The 19,902-nt window shown below is 37.4% G+C and carries 13 protein-coding genes, 1 pseudogene and 1 riboswitch; of the genes and pseudogenes, 4 read left to right on the top strand and 10 right to left on the bottom strand.

All coding sequences use genetic code 11. The features are described 5' to 3' along the window. Positions 1-2: 2 nt before the first annotated feature. Genes BQ2683_RS06775 through BQ2683_RS06755 form a run of 5 tightly spaced genes read right to left on the bottom strand, consistent with a single transcriptional unit; the run spans position 3 to position 3,542 of the window. Positions 3-779, bottom strand: a complete 777-nt coding sequence (locus BQ2683_RS06775; RefSeq protein ID WP_083256407.1) for a DUF6674 family protein — start codon at positions 777-779, stop codon at positions 3-5. 2 nt (positions 780-781) lie between these two features. Continuing rightward, positions 782-1,060, bottom strand: a complete 279-nt coding sequence (locus BQ2683_RS06770; RefSeq protein ID WP_069988260.1) for a helix-turn-helix domain-containing protein — start codon at positions 1,058-1,060, stop codon at positions 782-784. 11 nt (positions 1,061-1,071) lie between these two features. Next, complete coding sequence (locus BQ2683_RS06765; RefSeq protein ID WP_069988259.1) at positions 1,072-2,046, bottom strand: toprim domain-containing protein; 975 nt, start codon at positions 2,044-2,046, stop codon at positions 1,072-1,074. A 45-nt stretch (positions 2,047-2,091) separates the two neighbouring features. After that, complete coding sequence (locus tag BQ2683_RS06760; RefSeq protein WP_069988258.1) at positions 2,092-2,982, bottom strand: DUF6017 domain-containing protein; 891 nt, start codon at positions 2,980-2,982, stop codon at positions 2,092-2,094. A 38-nt stretch (positions 2,983-3,020) separates the two neighbouring features. Continuing rightward, positions 3,021-3,542, bottom strand: coding sequence for a DUF5720 family protein (locus BQ2683_RS06755; protein ID WP_069988257.1), 522 nt, complete (start codon positions 3,540-3,542; stop codon positions 3,021-3,023). A gap of 648 nt (positions 3,543-4,190) precedes the next feature. On the opposite strand from BQ2683_RS06755, the gene BQ2683_RS06750 reads away from it, so the two are divergent. From BQ2683_RS06750 to BQ2683_RS06735, 4 genes are all read left to right on the top strand, one after another. Then, positions 4,191-6,791, top strand: coding sequence for a vWA domain-containing protein (locus BQ2683_RS06750; protein WP_069988256.1), 2,601 nt, complete (start codon positions 4,191-4,193; stop codon positions 6,789-6,791). Positions 6,792-7,321: 530 nt separating this feature from the next. Beyond that, a complete protein-coding gene (locus tag BQ2683_RS06745; protein WP_069988255.1) occupies positions 7,322-7,942 on the top strand; it encodes a hypothetical protein in 621 nt (206 codons plus the stop codon). After that, positions 7,943-9,355, top strand: coding sequence for a type IV secretory system conjugative DNA transfer family protein (locus tag BQ2683_RS06740; protein ID WP_069988254.1), 1,413 nt, complete (start codon positions 7,943-7,945; stop codon positions 9,353-9,355). A 15-nt stretch (positions 9,356-9,370) separates the two neighbouring features. Then, on the top strand, positions 9,371-10,240 hold the full coding sequence (locus tag BQ2683_RS06735) for a M48 family metalloprotease (protein WP_069988253.1): 870 nt from the start codon (positions 9,371-9,373) through the stop codon (positions 10,238-10,240). 369 nt (positions 10,241-10,609) lie between these two features. On the opposite strand, the pseudogene BQ2683_RS06730 reads toward BQ2683_RS06735, so the two are convergent. The 5 genes and pseudogenes from BQ2683_RS06730 to BQ2683_RS06710 form a co-directional block, all read right to left on the bottom strand. Continuing rightward, positions 10,610-11,017, bottom strand: a pseudogene (locus tag BQ2683_RS06730) (manganese catalase family protein); the annotation flags it as partial. A gap of 3 nt (positions 11,018-11,020) precedes the next feature. Beyond that, positions 11,021-11,281, bottom strand: a complete 261-nt coding sequence (locus BQ2683_RS06725) for a spore coat protein CotJB (protein WP_069988252.1) — start codon at positions 11,279-11,281, stop codon at positions 11,021-11,023. Then, positions 11,282-11,518 (bottom strand): spore coat associated protein CotJA, encoded by a 237-nt coding sequence (locus tag BQ2683_RS06720; protein ID WP_235843896.1) that lies wholly within the window; start codon positions 11,516-11,518, stop codon positions 11,282-11,284. A gap of 652 nt (positions 11,519-12,170) precedes the next feature. Next, positions 12,171-12,749, bottom strand: coding sequence for a folate family ECF transporter S component (locus BQ2683_RS06715; protein ID WP_069988251.1), 579 nt, complete (start codon positions 12,747-12,749; stop codon positions 12,171-12,173). Positions 12,750-12,824: 75 nt separating this feature from the next. Continuing rightward, positions 12,825-12,920: riboswitch (THF riboswitch) on the bottom strand. Positions 12,921-13,056: 136 nt separating this feature from the next. After that, the gene (locus tag BQ2683_RS06710) at positions 13,057-19,842 is read right to left on the bottom strand and encodes a chitobiase/beta-hexosaminidase C-terminal domain-containing protein (RefSeq protein ID WP_069988250.1); all 6,786 of its coding nucleotides are present in this window, start codon (positions 19,840-19,842) and stop codon (positions 13,057-13,059) included. Positions 19,843-19,902 lie beyond the last annotated feature (60 nt).

Here is a 19,902-nt window from a genome sequence, read left to right as displayed (position 1 = left end):
TATTAAAGTTCCGCCTTATCTGTGCATGGAACAGGATTTTCTTTTTTGACAGGTGGCTGAACCTTATCGCTGTTTTCTTTGATTGCTTTTAAAACAGAAGTTCTCTGCTGGACACGTTCATGTAATTGAGAAAGATTTTCCAGCGCTTTTTCAACATTTTGTTTTGCAGCCAGCATACAGCTCTTATTTGCTTTATAAGGTGCGGCCAACAGCGCCGCAAACTTTCCGGGAGATTTTGCATCCTCTATCACGTCTTTTCCCAGAAAAGTACGGCCCATATTTTTTAAATGTCTGCCAGCCTCGTGATACTCTGAGGAAAGCGCCTGAATTTTTTCGATAACCTTGCTGTCTATCTGAACACTTTTGTCTGCAACTTTTCCTATTTTCTTCAGTATAGGTTCGACACGAAAAAATCTGCCGATCCCATCCAGGGCAGAGACGCCTTGTTCCTTTAATGCAGTTAAGGTGTTTTTGCAGCCTTCCACAATATGAGCTTTTAGTTCTGCCAAATGCTGCCGCATAGAAGATATGTTTGTTTCCATTCCCTTACAGCTTCTTTGCAGTACCGCTTTTAACGTCCGGCTCTGTACTCTCTGCAATTCCTGGCGCATCACTTTTAATTCCTCCACAGCCTCCGCCAGACGGTTTTCCAGTTCACTTACATGCGACACCATTTCCATAAATTCCTTGCTGCTTGGGGAAGGATTCTCTTTCAGTACGGTCAGCAATTCTTTTACATACTGATTTTCCTCCAATCGTGCTTTAGAACGCTTTTTCAATGTCAGATCCTCCTTTCGCCATCCGAAGGCTGACCGGTAATCTTACTGACTACTTCCGGCCCGGATTCATAGATCTGCATCAGCCTTCTTGCGACACCGCAGGGGCGAACTGCACCAGTTACCCAAAGCCGAACCGTTGTAGGGGATACATTCATCAAAAGGGCAAATGCCTTCTCGTTGGTTTCCAGTTTTTTCATCAAAGCTCTTACCATAGACGGATTGTAGTCTGGACAGCGGGCAGCTCCCGCAATGACCTGTATCGCAGTTTTCTTATTATTCATTGATCTTCCTCCTAAATAGAAACAACCGCCTGTTTTTGGCGGTCATGTTGTTGTTCCTCTCTTTTTTTTTGAATCGTATGCAGTAATTTGTCATTATAATCTTTGCCAGTACCAGGCGGGTTTATGGACACTCTGATATGAGAGAATCGGGGATCCTTCTGTAAAAGGACTTTTATCTTTCGGGCATTGGTCCTTCCGGCAAGATCATTGTCAAGATAAAGCGCCACTCGGATGATCTCCGGGTGACGTTCTAAAAAAGCAGTCAGGGCAACCGCAGAAGTACCTCCCAACGAAAGACGGTACCCATTCCATTTCCAGCCTTCCAGTTTTTGAAGGGTGGCATGGGATAAAGCGTCTATGGGAGCTTCAAATACAGCAAGGTGACGGCTGCCGGGATGTTCCGGCGGATAGCAGAAGCTAAAACGTTTGTCACTTCCGATAATGTCTTTTCTCAAAGATCCGGCAATACCACGCACACATGCAAAACGCGCTTTCCCTTTATCATCACGACCGACAAAAACACATACTGGTTCATCGTGATATTTGGATTCATACAGGCTGCCATTTTTCATACACCTGAGAATAATGTCCGAATCAATCCCTCTGCGCTGTAAATAGGAAAACATAAAAGTTGCACACCGTTTTAACCAGGGCAGCTTGAAAGGTTTCTTTTTCTCCGGTTCCGGTTTGGTGCTGACGGTAATTGAACGAGAAGGAATATCCCGAATATTTTTACCTGCCAAAGCCTCCACAGCTTCCACAAAATCATATCCCCGGATTTCCATAAGATAATCCAAAGCGTTGATTGCTTTGCCTCGACTGTTCCAGTACCAATACTTTTTACAATAAACCAGACTGTCATGTTCCTTATGACGGTAAATGCCGGGACCTTCTTTTTTTAAAACTCCGGGTTCGTGAGACTGGATATAGTCGAGAAGGTCAACAGCCCTTGCTTCGGCAATTTGCTCTTTGGTTACTCCACTCATAAGCAGACCGCTTTTTTCTTTGTCATAGCGATTTCCTCCTTTCTCTTAAACACCTCCATACAGATCGTGATTGACTTCCGCACGATAATAACTATCCATAGTGGCTGGGGCATTATATAAAGCCGCAAGCAGATAGGCTTTGATATTCCGTACCTTTGTCGTGTTTTTATCTAAGCAGTCAAATACATACTCGATATGGGAATAATTTACTTTAAGAAAACGGCTCCGCACAATTTCACGCGGATAGTCATCCCCGGCAATACGGATATATGGTCGCTGAGACAACATAGTTTCCAGCATAAGGTCAACCACTTCATCCGCTCGTTCCTGTCCGTAACGTTCTGCCAGATAAGGATACTCAATATTTTCTTTGATAATTTCCTGATATATATTCATCTTATCCATCCTATCCGTATCCATCTTTGAAGCACTGTTTGTTTTTTCCCTTTTTGCCGGATAGATTGATTGATATGTATTTAATAAATCAATATTTGATTTTTCTGTATTTGTTTCTTGTATATTTAATTGGGCTGGATTTTCCTGTTCAGGTTTTACCAATTCAGGGTTTTCCTGTACTGGATTTACCTGTCTTGGATTTTCCCGTTTAGGTGAAAGAGAAACTTCCTTATTTGAAGGGGCTTGTACCGGCTGCTCGTGGATCGTATATTCAATGTCTCCCAGACGTCCATGCCGGTCACGGATACGCTGACGGGTAAGATAACCGTGTTTTTCAAGTTCCTTTAATGCAGCGCTGATGGAATCCACACCGTCTTTACAGATACGGGCAAGCCCTTTGGTTGTGTAATCCCAGTTTTCCGGCAGCGACAGCATAAGGGAGAGCAGTCCTTTGGCTTTTAAAGACAGCGCCACATTCCGCAGGTGATGATTTGACATTACCGTAAAATCTTTTGTTTTCTCAACTCTGAACACTGCCATTTAAAACCCTCCTTTCAATGTTTCAATATAAGACCGTGCTACAACTCACGGTCTTTATGTTCATAGTGAAGATTTCCTCCGGCAACTTTTGCATGATTTCTGATTTTGATAAATCCCTTGTTCTGATTTTCCAATGCTTTCTGGTAGCCTGTTTCTGTCAAAAAAAGACGCATCTTATCGCCTTTGTCTCCAATAAAAGAGTCATAGGAAAGCACATCAAAAACAATCATGTGTTTTACACTCGGATCAAAGCGCTCCAAAGCCATAATGTCATGGCCTTTCAAACATTCGGCAGCGGATTTTCTTCGGGCATCTGCAAGCAGTTCCCCGATAGTCTTAGGACCTCCGGGAATACGATAATTTTTCCGTATATCGTGGATCAGAGAAAGGCACTCCTGAGAGGGCAAAGATTCCAGCTTTTTGATTAAGCTGACAGAAGCCTCTCTTTGTTCTTGATTTTTGATATATGGAAGCTCTGCACGAAGCTCATAGGTAACGGCTACTTTGTCATAGCCGTCTGTCTGGTACAAAATCCTTTTTTCTGTTTCGGATAAATTCATAAATGGTTCCTCCTTAAAAATGGGTATGAAAAAAGGGCGTCCACCAAAAAGATGAAACGCCCACGGCAATCAGCGGTATAGCAAAACACCATACCGCTGCATATATTCAATTTTGTCGTTTATACTTCACATCTCTCCATTCGCACTTATTTTACTGTTTTTCAAAGCTGGAAAAGGAATTGAATAAACAGCGACAAATGCTCTAAACCCTTGAAAATAAAGGCTTTTTCCATTTGTCCTTATTATACCGTAGTGGCATACATTCGCAACAAGGACGATTGAACAGAAAGTAGACGCGAAAAGCCTTAGTGATATATTAGGACACGCAACAGTCAAATTTACATTGGAACGATATGTACACCCTTCTTTTACACAGAAAAAACAGAATATAGAAAAGCTGGAAATATTCTATTAGGGGTCAAAAAAAGGGTCAAAAGAAAGGCAGAAGCCCGAAAACAGAGGGTTTCTGCCTTGTTTTTCGTATAGCTACAAGCTTCACGAAAATAGAAGGGGGGATTTTTCTATTATTATTCTACTATACAACAAAAAATATACAAAAGGGGTTGATGGTAAAAATTTTTAAAAAAACGGTTATTTAATTTTATTTAACTTTACAGGTCAAACGAAAAAATTAAGGAGTGAAAAATTATGCGAAAAAAGACATATAAAATAATTTCTATTTTAACAGTATTATCCATTGTATTTTCAATGTTATTCAGTTTTCCAATACATGCCGCAGGTAACACTACAAGCAAGAGCAACGCTATTGTTTTGGTGTTAGATAGGTCTGGCAGTATGGATAGTTCAATTGAAAGTTTAAAAGAAGCTTCCAGAAAGTTCTGTGAAAAAATCCTTGAGGCAGACGCTAATAATAAAATTGCCATAGTTGATTTTAGCTATTATTTATCAGTACAAAATTTTACAAATAATTATGAAGAGTTATCAAATTATATTTCTAATATTTCTGCCAAAGACGGAACTGATATGACCCCAGCAATTAAAAAAGCTGATGAATTGCTTAAAGATGACTCTTTAAAAGATTATTATAAAAGTATGGTTATCATGGCTGATGGAGAACCAGATAATAGTGACTCTACTAAAGAAGCGGCAACATCATTATTTAATTCTTACAACCTGTATTCTATTGGTTTTGATGTATCAGGTTCAGCGGAAGAACTCATGAAAAGCATACAAAACTCTGGATATTTCCAAGCAAATGATATAGACGAATTAATCGAAAAATTTGTTGAGATGGCTGAAACGATTTTAAATCCGGTTAAATTAGTTTTAAGCCATTCCCAAATTGGCGAAGAAACGGTTGACAGCAATCCAGAAAGCCCATACTTTGGACAACTAATATATTCTTATGATATATCAGTAGAAGTTCAAAATAATAATAAAAGTGAATTAAAAAATATAAAATTAACAATTGATTTAGATAATCCAGCTTTTATAGATACAAATATCAGTACAGAAGAAATTATTATTGATAGCCTGAATCCGGACGAAACTAGAATTGTAAGTTGGGTAATTAAAGTACCTGTTCAAGTTTTTTCTGATGATTTAATCCTTACTTATAAGGTAAACGCTGCTTCTGACAGGACAAATACTGTAAACGCAATCAACAGGATTTATATAGATGGTAGTTCATCAACTAAAGATAACACGCTTGATTTTTCTAAAGATGTATGGAATTTTAAAAATTATGGAGGTCCATTATATTTAAACGACCTTGATTATTTAGCGTTAACGGAAAATTTATCAAAAGCAGATTATAACAGAGTTATTGATGCCATTGAAAGTTTAAAAAACGCCACAGAAACAGAAGGTGGGCATTGCTATGGTATGAGTATATCAACTATTTTAACGAAAGCAGGGCTTATAAATCCTTGCGAACGTCAAACAGGCACACAAAACCTATATGATATAGAATTCCAAGAAAACAGCGATATTGACTCACTACTAAGTTACTATAGCTTAACACAGAAAACTAGAAAAATTATAGATGCGGAGCAAGAATTTGACCAAAAAAGCAATTTAGAAAAGGTACAAGAAATAAAATCTATGGCAGAAAATGTAAAGTATGGTGGAAATCCATTGTATATAGGTTGGACACAATACACTGAAAATAAAGAAGTAGAGTCAGGCTATTCATCTTCATCACATGCTATTGTAGGATATGGATATGAAACTGGAAACTATAACTATGATGGAAAAGAGTTTAACGGCAGAATTTTAATTTATGATTCTAATAGCGTTGAATTTAGGGACGACTGTTGTTTGTACATCAACGACCGGACGGGGGATTGGACTATTCCAGCATACGACGGTTTAAATTCCTATGAAGACAATACATTTCCTTTATTACCGTTTTTAGGAAAAGAACAATTTAGCTATTTAAACATTGGTACTAATGATGTTGACCTTTTAAATGTGTCTGATATGAGCAGTACAATCAGCAATGTATATTCTCAATTCATAGCACAAGGAAAGTTGCCAGAATCTATCATTGTGGCAGGGAAACAATATAACATGAAAGATATAATCAGGGGAAAGTACAGAAGTGAGGGCGTTACACCAACTACATCATTTATAGGAGCGAATAATAATTCTGGAATAGGAGCTGGTTTTTCTTCATCAGATAATTGTACCGTAAAACCTGAAAAACAAAATACAGAATTTGATTACACTATGGATTATTCTGACGCATATATCTGTGCGTCAGGAGATGGCACAGCTCAAGTTGATTTTACAAATCAAGGTAATGTTTCATTAAAAGATAATACAGGCGATTTCCTGCTTTCTTCCACAGTAAATAATAATGGACTTCGATATGCCAATATTAAAGTGAGCGGAAATGAAACAGTAAATCCATCTTTAGTTAGAAATGAACAGGGATATATTTTTAGTGGTGATAATATTTCCAATGTCACTATTACAACAGATGCCTTAAATGTTTATAATAACAGGACAGACAGTATAACAATTACAACTGATGAGGAAGAAGTATTGGTAAAAATGGACGAAGAAGAAATTAAGGCATTAGTAGATACAAATGACGATGGCATTTTTGAAACAGAATTATCAGATACAACTGGTATTGTAAATAATACGACTAATACAGAACCAGTTTCTTCCCCAAGTACAGGTGATAATCAAATATTTGTAGTGGTTGCGTTTAGTGTAACTGTATTATTAGTTGCGGGTGTTCTAATTACATATTTAAGATTTAGAAGAACAAGAATTTAATAAAAACAGCTTGTATTTCCATTAAAAAAAGCTTAACAAAAGTATTCCTTTTAAGGGGGAATACCCTCCCATTTATTTTTTTCTTTTTAAAAGCCCGTAACTGCCTTGTTCGCCTGGGTTTGCCGTACATGATATAAGCGAGGGGTCTCGGAAATTTCTCCGAGACCCCTCGCTTACATCATGTACTTAAAATTTATAGTACAAGCTCAGGCGAACGCAGTTACTAATCATATAATCAATATAATAATTTAATTATATAAATGAATAGATATTATATATAAATAAAATAAATGGGTTGGGTATGTACTAGGGGGATTAGAGCAAGTCAAGGAGCAAGCTGGGGTATTCCCAAGGAGACGAGTGCCGGAACGGCACTATAAGAACGGGGGGCTCCCCCCTTCTTATTATCTTCCCCCCTCTTCTGAAAAAACAAATTTTTTTGTTTTTTCACTTGAGCAGCTAAAAATTTGTCATTTTTAGCTGCCATTTTTCATATAATATCATACAAGCATTTGCTGTGCGGTGATGATATGAAAAATATAAGGTTAGTCCAAAGGGACTATATTATTTTTAATGAAATTTTCCGTTGGAAAATTATCACAGGAAAACATATCTGTAATTTAACCGGATTTACAGGTCAAAGAGCCTGTAACCAAAGGTTATACAAGCTCAAAAATGCTGGCTTTATCACCAGGCAGAAAGTTTTATACGGCTTCCCAGGTATCTATAAACTGACTTCTAAGGCGAAAAAATTGATTGCTGTCCCTAACTATAAAGAACAAATCCGATTGGAACAGGTATTCCACGACAGCAAAGTTTTAGATACCGCTATCTATTTCCACCATAAATATCATATCCCTTTTTCTGATATAGCTACAGAAAAACAGCTGCACAGCAAAGATGGTTTTTCTAACCGTAAACACAGACCGGATTTTATTTTTTCATTAGATAGAAAAACAAATTGTGTTGAAGTGGAATTGACACCAAAATCCAAACAACGTTTGGAAAAGAATGTTCTGGAGAATTTCCAAAACTATCATCTCCAATACTGGATTATCCCAGATTTTAAAACAAAAATTTACACCAATTTATCAGAATTACAAAGGGGGTATCCCAATATTGAAATAATTGAGTTAGGAGAAATAAACTAAATGGATGTACCTCAATTTTTACAGGAATTTGATAAATACAGGACTGTTATTTTTATTTCCGTTATCACATTACCTTTGATTTTTATTGTTTTAGAGGTGAGAAAAAGCGTTATGATAAGCAGGTTTTTCAATTTTTGGAAATCTTTAAAACAGGCTTCCTCTACCCCTAAAATACCGCCGGAAGTGACAAAAACACAAGACGGTACACTAATAGGGTTTAAAAATAATAAGCCTGTTTTTATTGCCGATAATTGCAGGCATGTATTTGTTTGTGGGACAACTGGTTCTGGTAAAACCGTCGCACTTTCCAATTTTATCAAACGTGGGATTGATAAAAATTATCCAATGTTAATTGTTGATGGAAAAGGAGATACCGGAAACGGTTCTATTCTGGAAATTACAAAACAGCTTTGTAAAAAACAGAACTTATATATTGTATCCCTTTCCAATCCTGATACTTCTACCAGATACAACCCATTTAAAAACGCAAGTCCTACCATGTGCAAGGACATGTTAATTAATATGACCGATTGGAGCGAGGAACACTATAAACTAAATACGGAACGATATTTGCAAAGGCTTATTATTTTATTACAACAAAATCAAATCCCCCTATCATTCCAAACTATCATTCAACATATGTCAATTGATAATTTCAAGGATTTAAGCAGTACCCTGCTAAAACAGGAAATTATCAGCAAACAGGAACATTTGCTAAATTTGGAAACAGCGAAAACAAGCGGAGATATTGCGCAAAGCGCAGCCGCCAGATTTAGCACAATACTGGAAAGCGATTTTGGTTCTATCTTTGACGAGAACGGGATTGACATCTACACAGCGATACAGGAAAACGCAGTGATACTATTTATCTTAAACCCTTTGTTATATCCTGAAATTTCCCCCTTGTTTGGTCGTTTATTATTAATAGACGCAAAACAAGCAATAAATAAATGTTTTAAAAACAGGATAGAGAGGGCTTTCTATCTCTTTGATGAGATTAACAGCTACGCAAGCCCTACTTTAATTGATTTAGTAAATAAATCAAGGAGCGCCAATATAACTTCTATCCTTGCCACACAAAGCCTTTCTGATTTAGATTTTGCCGTCAATCAGGCATTTAAAGAACAAATTATTGAAAACACCAACAACTATATTGTGTTACGCCAAAACAGCGCAGTCAACGCTGAAAACTGGGCGAATATATTGGGGACAAAATCAACGCTTGATGTTACATACCAGTTAAAACAGAATAGTTCTTTTTCCAGTTCTGAAACAGGTTTAGGAAGCGCAAGGAGAGTTAGAACGTATTACTACCACCCTGATGATATTAAGACATTACCAACAGGAAAAGCAGTATTTCTTTCCAAAGACAAAAATTTTCATACCCTTATCAATGTAAACAAACCGTTTTAAAGGAGTGATAAGACTATGAAACAAATATCAAAGCTATTAAAATATAACTGGGCTTATCTGTTATGGTTTGGAGTTTATCTATTTATTGGTACAATTGTAATCCATTTATTTGTTGAAAGTGCTGGGCTTAGTTTTCTCTATGCCATTATCATTTATGGGATATCTATCGCAATCGCCCTTTCCCCCATTGGTGAAATGATTTTAAGGGCAATAGAAGGAGCTACCCCAGTCTTAACACAGGAAGAAAAAGAATATTTACTACCATTATTCTATGAAGTATATGAACAGGCAAAAGAGAAAACCCCTGAAATATCACCCGAAATCAATTTATACATAGCGGAGAGTATGACTGTAAACGCTTTCGCAGCAGGGCGGAAAACAATAGCGGTAACACGTGGAGCGATTGAAGCATTAGACAGGGAACAGCTAAAAGGAATATTAGCCCATGAATTTGGACATATGGCTCATAATGATACGAAAGCCCTTTTAATCACTTTAGTTGGGAATGGTTTCTTTTCCCTAATAATCTTTGTTTTAAAATTCTTTATGGATTTATTACAAACGATATTTGTAGCAATCCAAGGGAGAAATATTATATTAGTATTCCTTTCTATTTTAACATGGCTTTCAAGATTATTGATTGATATAGCGACTATTGTATTTGTACTGTTTGGAAACATATTACTTTCCTTTAACAGTATACTAAACGAGTGTCGGGCGGACAGTTACGCATATACCATTGGATATGGCGAACAGTTAATCAGTTCACTATACTTATTAAGAAAAATTTCCTTACCCTCTAAAATGACTTTATTAGAAAGGCTTACAGCCACCCACCCACATATTGATATCAGGATAGAACGGCTGGAACAGATGGAAAAATAAACTGTTCTATGGTTATGTATGGATAACATAGATATGGAATATCTCCTTAATAAATGAATTGTAAAAAAATAGCGGTTGTGACATTACCTTGTCATGACCGCTAGTTTTTTACATATGCTAAAAATTGGAGATAAGAAAAATATTTTATTTTGTTTTTTAATTCTAAAGGGATTTTATGTATTATGTAAAGTGTATATAAATTCGTTTTCACTCACACTTGATACAATACATAAAATCCCTTTTTGAGCTATTTAGGAAATAAAAACCATCTATTTGTCAGATTGACTGACTTTCTTTTTAATTTTATAGTGGGATTGTTTCTTTTTCATATTTTTTATTCTTATTACGTTGGTCTTAACTAAAAGCTCCATCCGCAGACAAATCTTCAGTTAAGTCTGTAATAACGTCGCCGGTAGAGGAAAATGTTGCTGCTGTAAAAGGTGTACCAGAAGCAAACTGGGGATATACTCCTGTTGTATGGTCAGTATAATAAGCATCAAATCCGGATTTTTTGATTTCATCAATCGAAAGATTTCTTGTTAGTTGGTGAACAATAGCGGAAACCATCTCTAAATGTGCCAGTTCTTCTGTACCAATATCGGTCAATGTTGCTTTGGCTTCTTTATACGGCATACTATAACGTTGAGAGAGGTATCTCATAGATGCGCCTAATTCGCCGTGGGGACCGCCAAACTGACTAATTACTACTTTAGCAAGCGCTGGGTTTGGCTGAGAAATCTTTACAGGATATTGTAAACGTTTATCGTAACTCCACATGGGCTAATCCTCCATTTCCCAAGGCCATGGATCTTCTATCCAGTTCCATTTACGTTCCCCACTGGATTGTTCTACTCGAACAGGACCGTATTTGGCTGCATATTCTTCCATCGCCTTTTGTTTTGCTTGACGTTGCTGGTCAAAATATCTTAAAGCAGCTTGGTCAGTAGGATGAGTATCCAAATAAAGCTGAACATCATAAACAGCGAAAGCTGCTTCCTGCAACTTTTTCATTAACTGTTCCCGTTCATTTAATTTCATCATTTATGATTCCTCCTCCCCTACAAATGGCAAATCCAGTTCTGGAAAAATGGTTCCTCGTTCCAATGCTACATCGGTATCATAGGTACGTTTCCATTTTTGGATTGGAACATAGGCAATTGCTAAAGGAAGGCTATCAATATCTCTACACTCTGGCTGATTGGGTTTTATACAACGCAAACCAGAAGACATTGGCATAACTTCACTCATATATTCTTCAAATTTATAATTATTATCCAATGAACACAAACTCCTTTCTGTTTCAATTCAGTTTTATCCTATGAAAAAAAACATAAATAAGTTCACTTTCTCTCAATATTTCAAAAACACTTTCAATAAAACTAGACCATTTTCTAGTTTAAACTATATATAAAAAGTTGTTTTTATTCAAAAAAGCAATGTTTTTATTTTTTTTAAGCCACAGCCTCTAAGCCTAACCGAAGGCTCAATAAAGTACTACAAAACTATTTTAGCAATGTACTAATTCGTTAATTGGTGATACCTTGCCACCGTTTTTGATATCTAAAGTTTTTGCTGACAATTCACTTTTCTCGATTTTGAAAGTAAAAACTGATGTATTGACAACAGCATCAGTTTCTAAAACGACAAAAACGGGAGGTAGCAGAATTGCTATCCTCCCGTTTGAGGGGGTAAGATGAGATAAAAAGCATTATCAATATAAAACGAAAATTACAAAATTGCTTTTTATAGAAATATTATCCGCAATTAGAATATCACACTATTGATTTTCATACAAGTTCAAATAATGCTTTTTTACTATCAAATTTTGTTATATTTTATTTTATTTGTATATAACGCACAAATAAATAACTCTTTTCTTGTATAAATCGAAAATCATATTCTTATATAAAATGTAATGAGATTATTCTATTTACATCTGTTGTTTTGTAGGAACAGATACTAAATTTAACTTTCTACAAGCAATGCTAAGTGGGTTTGACAGTGCAAAGAATAGAATCGTATTTACTGGTATGGAGATCGCATTTTTCACAATTCGCTGTGGTAACAATGTCCAAAATGGAGTTCCATACATAATTGACAGCCAATAGGTATTGAGCAGTATATGTAGAAAAACTCCAATAAATAACATTGTTAATAAAACACGGATCAAACCAAGTTTTCTACGATAAAACGCTATTCCATAAACCATTCCAGCCAATACAGCTGTTATCGTCATTCCAATAAAAAAGGAACCATTATTAGTAGGAACCAAAACAATCCGCAATAGATCACTCACACAGGCACAAAGACCAGATACGACTGGGCCATACAAATATCCAATCATACCAATAGCGATAAAATCAAACCGGATATACAACATTTGACCAATTGGAATTTGAAAAAAGCCAATTACAATACTCAACGCTGTTAGCATCGCTGCTATAGTCAAACATTTTAAATGACGTAACTCATTGGCAGAATCTCGAAAATCTTTTATAAAATCAGACATAAAAAAACCTCCTTATTATTTTGCATTTCCACGCTCTATAACAAGGGGTTATCTAGAATCACTCTTTATTATAGCAGCAACGGGATGCAACATATGTACCGCGGATTTTCCTTCGTTCTGGTGACAACTCCCCGTTCACCAAACACTTAACGCACATATGTTTACTTTGCCTAATTTCGTTTACTATTATAGCACATAAAAACCCTGATTGCAATAGAAAAAACGCTCTGATTAAATCAGAGCGTTTTTCATCATTTTTAATTTAATTATACTTTCAGTATGCTATCATTTAAAAAGTACAAAATAATTATTTTTTCTTTTTCAGGACTATTACTGTTCCAGCTGCAATTATTAATGCTACAGCACCAGCAATTGGAGCAACATCGCCTGTTTTCGCTGCGTTTGCTTTTGTGGTTGTACTTTCTTGCCCTGTTTGTGTACCGTCCATATCGTTATCTACTGGGGTTTCAGTAGTTGGTGTTTCTACTGCTACCAATCCTTTCATTGCTTCTTGTACATTTGCTACTGCTGCTTCTACTTCTTCCTGGGTTGCGTTTTCATTTGCCATTACTGCGTTTGCTTCTGCTACTGCTGCTTCCAGTACTACGTAGCTTTCTACTGTGTATGCATTAGAATCAACTTCATTCGCTTCTGCAATCACTTTTTCCAGGATGGATTTATCCGCTTTGTATCTCAGGTTCAGCATCGCGTTCAACAGATTGCTTTCTGCTGTTTCGATTTCTGCTTGCATTGCATTGTCTTTATCTGCTAACAATTCTTGCGCTGCTTTCAATGCTTCCTGGAATTCTGCTTGGCCTGCTTCTACAAAGTCATTCATGTCGTAGGTTTCCGCCAATGCTACCAGGGATTCTAAGGAAGTAATATCTCCTTTGACAAAGCCTAGTTTATGAATTTCTGTCATTAATGCTTTCCATGCTGCATCTATTGCATCCTGAGTTGCTGCTGGATCTGCCGCAATTTCTTTTGCTGCATCCAATGTTGCGTTGAAGGATTCCTGTACATCTGCAATTACATTGTTAAAGCCTTCAGAAGCTTTCTGTTCTTCCGCATAGGTAATTACTTTGTTCAGGATATCTTTATTTACCTCGGTTGGTTCTACTGGTTTTCCTGGAACAAGTACTTTTCTTACAGCAATAGCTGTTTCTCCATCTTTGGATACAGTATAAGTGAGTTCTACTTCGGTATCCACAGTTGGATGAGTCACCTTTCCATCCAGGCTAATAATTTCTAGACGGCTACTGTTTGTCAATTCTACTGTAAATCCATCTGGAACTTCTGGTAAGGCAATTTGAGTAGTATCTTTTGTAATCACTGGTGTTGGGATTGCATCTGCTACTTCCTGTACCGTCCATTCTGGTTCCGATTGATTTTTTACAGTGATTTGAATAGAAGCTGTTAAACCGTCAAAGTTATTGACACCCTGTGTATCAGATAATGTACCAATTAAGGTATAATTTCCTGCTACAGTTGGGTTATAATTTGTACCATCCCACTGTACGGATAATTCTCTTGTTGTTTGATTATTTAATGTGACAGAAACTGTTTCAGGCAGGGAGAGTTCTTCAAATGGGATTCCATAGTCCACTGTAATTGTATCTAATGTTTCTACTGAAACAACAGTTGGCATTGGTTTGAACTGGAACCAGTTAACATTCATACCGCTTACCGTAAACGCAATTCTCAATGTATGGGTTCCTTCTGTCAATGGAACCGTTGCTGGATCACGTGTTACCCAGTTTTGCCATCCTCCTGTTGCGGATTGGTTGGAAAACTCAGCAACTTTATTCCCATCTACCAATACATCAAACCCAGCGCCTGCTGCGTTGACAGATACACGTGGAGTAAATTGATACCAGCCTGTTTTTGCTACGTCAAACTGATATTCCAGCCAGGTACCACCATCAGTATAAATTGGATTTTGTCCACCATCTTCATCTTGACAATTTTCTGCTCCAATTCCAGGGCTCGTTGCAGAATGGGAAGTAGCTTTGATTTTTGTAATATCTGTGGAAGAGATAATATGGGTTAATTGTGTTACTTTACTGTTTTCAAACTGATTGATTGCCTGTTGTAAATCTAAAATTGCATATTCAATATCAGTTGCGGTTAATTCTGGGTTTGCAGCTGCCTGTTTTGCCTGGTCGATAGCTGCCTGGAATTTGTTTAACACAGATGGAACATAATTTCCTACCGTTCCATCTGCTATCGCATTGTCTTTTAAGATTTGCGCTGTTTCAATCAAAGCATTCAAACGGTCCAAATCTGGGGTATCTGGGACCTGTTTGAATGTAACAGATACAGTTGTATTCTGGGTAATATTGTTCACAGATAATACATTATCCTTCAAATGATAGGATGTAGATGGGTCAATTACAATTTGTTCCGGAACAAAGCCATCGTTTGGCTGTAATTGGAATACCGCATTGGACCCTTTTTCTACCTGCATGGTAGATGGAGATACTATTCCATGATCATCTGTATGGATAGTAACTGTCCTCATAAGAGGTTCTAATGTAAAGTAATTTACGTTAATACCGTTGTTGGTAAATACAAATTTAATGGTATGGACTCCTGCTGTTAAATTTACTTTAACAGGGTCACTGGTAGCCCAATTCTGCCAACCGCCAGTTTTCTGTTCCTGCAACATACTGCCTTGCAGTACATCATCTACATAAACCTCATAGCCACAGTTGTCTTCATTGGTAGAAATTCTTCCGTACAAATGATAAACATTATCCTGATCTACATCTACAGTATATTCCAGATATGTACCTTTATAAGTTCCTGTTGTATTCTGACCGCCATCCGAATCGCTACAAGCTTCTGAACCTACCACTGGGCTTGCGTCAGAATAATCAATTGCCTTTATTTTAGAGGTAGCATCCGATGTTAATTCATGAGTTATTTGGGTTATCTGTTGGCTTTCAAATTTTGCAATAGCTTCTTTTAAAAGGCGAATTGCATCTTCTACTTCCATAACAGTAGCCTGGTTATTTTCTGCTACAACTTTTGCCACATCAATTTCAGCCTGGAACTCTTTTGCAGTTGTATGCAAATAGTTTCCTGGCTGCCCACCAATGGTTGCTTGATCCAGTTTATCTTGTGCAGATTGAATCAGCTGGTTTAATCCATCAAAATCAGCTGATTCAGGGATGGCTTTAAAGGTAACTTGAATGTCAGTTTGCCCTTTTACCTTTTGCACGGTTAACTGATTGTCATCTAATGTATAAGCAGTTACTGGAGTAATCATAACATCATCTACCATATAATTGGCATCCGGTGTTACTGTAAAGGTAGCATCTGTTGCAATTATAACTTCTTGTTGAGTTGGAGATACAGAACCATTTTCTCCTACTGTAACAGTTACGGTTGCTTGTTTCGCTTCTTTAGAAGTTGTAATCCAGGTTTCCTCTGGAACTTGATATTGGTAAGTTTGTGGTTGGCCAATTAATCTAGAAAATGCGTTTGTTTTGGACATTAAGTCAAAGATATTAACAACATTACGTTGCAACATTGCTTTTGTAGTTGGTTTTGTATAGTTTGGATCACTGGTGTTCACCTGATCTGGTTTTAAAACGGAATTTTTAATGACTTCCGCACTGCCAGAAGGCATTACCAAATCGTTACCAGCATACATCATCATACCATTGTCTGCGTAGCAACCCCAGTCGGTCATGATTACGTTTTCAAATCCCCATTCCCCACGTGGAATAGCAGTACAAAGTTCAAAATTAGTTGCGGTGGAAATACGGTTAACATCACAATAGGTTGTCATCAATCCCCAAGGCTGTGATGTTTTTACAATGATTTCAAATGCTTTCAAATAAATTTCCCGCAGAGCACGTTCGGATACAATAGCGTTAGCACATTGTTTTCTATGAGTTTCCTGGTCATTTCCCACAAAGTGTTTTACTACGCATCCAACACCATGTTTTTGTACATTCTGTATTACAGTAGAAGCTAACACACCGGTTAAAACAGGATCTTCTGCATAGTATTCTGAGTTTCTTCCCGAACGGGGGTCACGCAAAATATTTGCACCTGGTGCCAGCCAAAAATCGATTCCTTCTTCTACCATTTCTTTACCCACAGCGTCCCCTTGTTCTTGGAACAATTCTACATCCCAGGAACAAGCCAATAAGGATGGAGCTGCCCATTTGGTAAAGTTGTTGGTTTTCACTCCTAAAGGACCATCTGCATAGGCGACGCCTGGGCTTCTGAATCTAGAAGAATTTCCGGTATTGGAAACTACTTCTACTAATTCACTCAGATTCATTTGTGCCACTACCTGTTCCACAGTAGCATCGCCATTGTAAACATCTTCCAAAGTATAGAGTTTATCTGTGATTTGATAAACAAAGGTAGCTACCTCACTGGAGCCATTTTCATTAGCTGCAATTGCTTTCAAGATTACTTTCGATTTTGTATCTAATGAAATTTCTCCATTATACTGTTCGGAAGCATTGGTTGGATCTTCTGGCATAGAACCATCTGTTGACATAGTATAGTAAATTTTTGTTCCAGCGGCACTGGATAAACCTACTTTTTGTCCTGTTAAATAAGTGCCTCCTGTTTCTACATTAGAAGTTGGAGCTGCAACATCCGCAATGGAAACGGTTACTACTGGACTATAGTCACAATTTGGTCCAACGGCAACCAGTTTTACAGTAGTACCATTTTTTACACTGATAGGAGCAGAGTAATACTGGGAAGCAGTTGTTGGAGTAGAACCATCTGTAGTATAGAAAATGCTCATACCGGATTCTGCCCGCATGGAAAGGATTTGATTTCCATTATCATCTTTTCCCATAAAAGAATAGGTTGGTTTTACTGCTTTTGCAGAAATACTCCCATCAATTTTATAAGCAAAGGAGGATGTAACAGTATTTTTGCTATCATTTTTTACTGCCATTGCTTTGATCGTTGTGTCAGCAGATACTGTAATTGGCTGTTGGTAAACAGCGCTGGATGTAGTTGGTTCTGAGCCATCTACTGTATAATAAATAGTAGAATCTGGACAATCATCATTTTTTAGCGCAACTGTAACAGCATCTTTATAACTGCCAGATGGCAATGTTGCTGTTACAAGCCCTGCGTATTCCTGGGTCTGGATGGATAACCAGTTTAAGTTGATATTATCATTATGGGTAATCAAATTCATTTTGGTCACGCCAGTTAAATCAACATTTTCTACCGTTGTTTCCGCCCAGGAACCAGTAGTGTCCATTTGGAAGGTACATAGTGTTTTATCATTCTGGTCAGTTAATGTAACACTACTTGGAGAATCCACAAAATAACGGATGGTTAAGGTATGGGAACCATCATAAGCAGAGTTCACTTCAAACGGCATTTTGGTATTTGCCTTTTGGACAGTTACACTCTTATACCCATCTTCATCACCAGAAGGGTCATTTACTACAAATCCCGCAAAGTTAACCCCTAAATCCGCACAATGGATCAATCCTGGAATTTGCTGTACTGCATCATCCAAAACAGGGGCAACACCATAACCGCTGGAATCCAATTCCTGCTGTGCTGCTTGTACAAATTCAGCCTCTACACTATTTTCTAACAATTCTGGCTCATCAGAAATTGTGTTAGCGTTGTTTTCTGTTTTTATACTAGAAGCCGTTAAAGGAATCCTCTTTGCAGATGCAATCTCTTCCTTTTCGCCTTCGTAGGAATATGGGGTAACCCCTTCTTTTGTAAAGCGAGATAACGGAATCGCTTCTTCCATATGGTTCGAAAGCTGTTCTGTCACTGCTAAATCATCCAAAGTAATCACAGCACCAACATGGGTATTACGAGAAGAATTTCCTACACGGACAACATAGTCTCCTGGCTCCAACACATAACGTGCGGTTTCTTCGTCATAAGACGCCATGTTTTTCACCTGATAGGTCATGGTTAAAGTCTGTTTCTCATTTGGTTGTAATAGGTCAGTTTTCGCAAAAGCTGCTAATTCCTGGTAGGCTTTCTCCATTTTTCCATCTGGAGCGCTATAGTAAACCTGTACCACTTCTTTTCCAGCAACATCACCAGTATTGGTTACAGTTGCCTGCACCGTAACTGTTTCGCTATCAGCAGTAATACTATCTATTTCTGTATCAAATGTGGTGTAAGATAAACCATATCCAAATGGGAATTTGGGTGTTACATTAAAAGTATCATAATACCGGTAACCAGCGTAAATATCTTCTTCATATTCTACCTCTGGACCATGAAGCCCTTCTGGATAATTTGTCATTTCATAGTTCATATGAGTTGGAGTATCTTCATATTTTGCAGCCCATGTTTGGGTCAATTTACCAGAAGGATTTGCTTCCCCACTTAAGACAGCGGAAATTGCGTTTGCACCTTGGTCACCACAAATTCCTACCCATAACACGGAATCAATTTTATCATTATCCCAAGTCATATCAATTGGGGAGGCGGTGTTTAAAACAACAGTTACCTTATCAAAATATTTTGTGACAAGGTCAATCATATTTTGTTCTTCTGGACGTAATTGGTATTCGTTTTCCAGCTGCCAGTCGTATCCTTCCCCATTGGTACGTCCAATAAAAATGACAGCCTTGTTATTCCGTTGAGCAGCCTCGGATACGATAGAATCATTTAATGGCATTTCAGGAATAGAACGTTTTGACAAAATCTCGTTATCTACATTATCCATGCTAGTATCCGGTGGATTTGTACGAGCAAATTCTCGGTATTGCGCTGCAAGCTGGGAATCTACTTTGGTTTTGGTCTCCAATACACTCAAGGTATCCACAAATCCAATTCCAATTCCTTCCGTACTTCCAGAACCAAATACTGTTTTAAATGTATTCACTTGAGTAGAACCAAACACAGCGACTTGGTCCTCTGTTTGCAAAGGAAGTACATTTTCATGATTCCTAAGCAAAACCAAACTTTCTGTGGTAAAACGGCGAGAAATTTCCCGGTTGATATCAAATGTATCCCCTTGGGCTGCTAAAACAGGCGATACCGCAGTAACAGCAGTTGTAACCGCTATTGCGGCCGCCAACAAAGCAGAACAACACCGTTTCCAGATAGAATGTTTCTGTTTCAATCTCTTTTCCTCCTTAAGCAAATCTGCCTATAAAATTGTTATTCTATACCATAACAAAAT

Source organism: Massilioclostridium coli, from assembly GCF_900095865.1.
Taxonomy (GTDB): Bacteria; Bacillota; Clostridia; order Oscillospirales; family Ruminococcaceae; genus Massilioclostridium; species Massilioclostridium facile.
This window is presented reverse-complemented; position numbering and strand designations above follow the sequence as displayed.

Bases quoted from the DNA above. Each gene is read 5' to 3' on its own strand.
- BQ2683_RS06735 (WP_069988253.1), top strand. From the start codon at position 9,371: ATGAAACAAATATCAAAGCTATTAAAATATAACTGGGCTTATCTGTTA.
- BQ2683_RS06715 (WP_069988251.1), bottom strand. From the start codon at position 12,749: ATGTCTGATTTTATAAAAGATTTTCGAGATTCTGCCAATGAGTTACGT.
- BQ2683_RS06740 (WP_069988254.1), top strand. From the start codon at position 7,943: ATGGATGTACCTCAATTTTTACAGGAATTTGATAAATACAGGACTGTT.
- BQ2683_RS06750 (WP_069988256.1), top strand. From the start codon at position 4,191: ATGCGAAAAAAGACATATAAAATAATTTCTATTTTAACAGTATTATCC.
- BQ2683_RS06760 (WP_069988258.1), bottom strand. From the start codon at position 2,982: ATGGCAGTGTTCAGAGTTGAGAAAACAAAAGATTTTACGGTAATGTCA.
- BQ2683_RS06770 (WP_069988260.1), bottom strand. From the start codon at position 1,060: ATGAATAATAAGAAAACTGCGATACAGGTCATTGCGGGAGCTGCCCGC.
- BQ2683_RS06765 (WP_069988259.1), bottom strand. From the start codon at position 2,046: ATGAGTGGAGTAACCAAAGAGCAAATTGCCGAAGCAAGGGCTGTTGAC.
- BQ2683_RS06745 (WP_069988255.1), top strand. From the start codon at position 7,322: ATGAAAAATATAAGGTTAGTCCAAAGGGACTATATTATTTTTAATGAA.
- BQ2683_RS06755 (WP_069988257.1), bottom strand. From the start codon at position 3,542: ATGAATTTATCCGAAACAGAAAAAAGGATTTTGTACCAGACAGACGGC.
- BQ2683_RS06725 (WP_069988252.1), bottom strand. From the start codon at position 11,281: ATGATGAAATTAAATGAACGGGAACAGTTAATGAAAAAGTTGCAGGAA.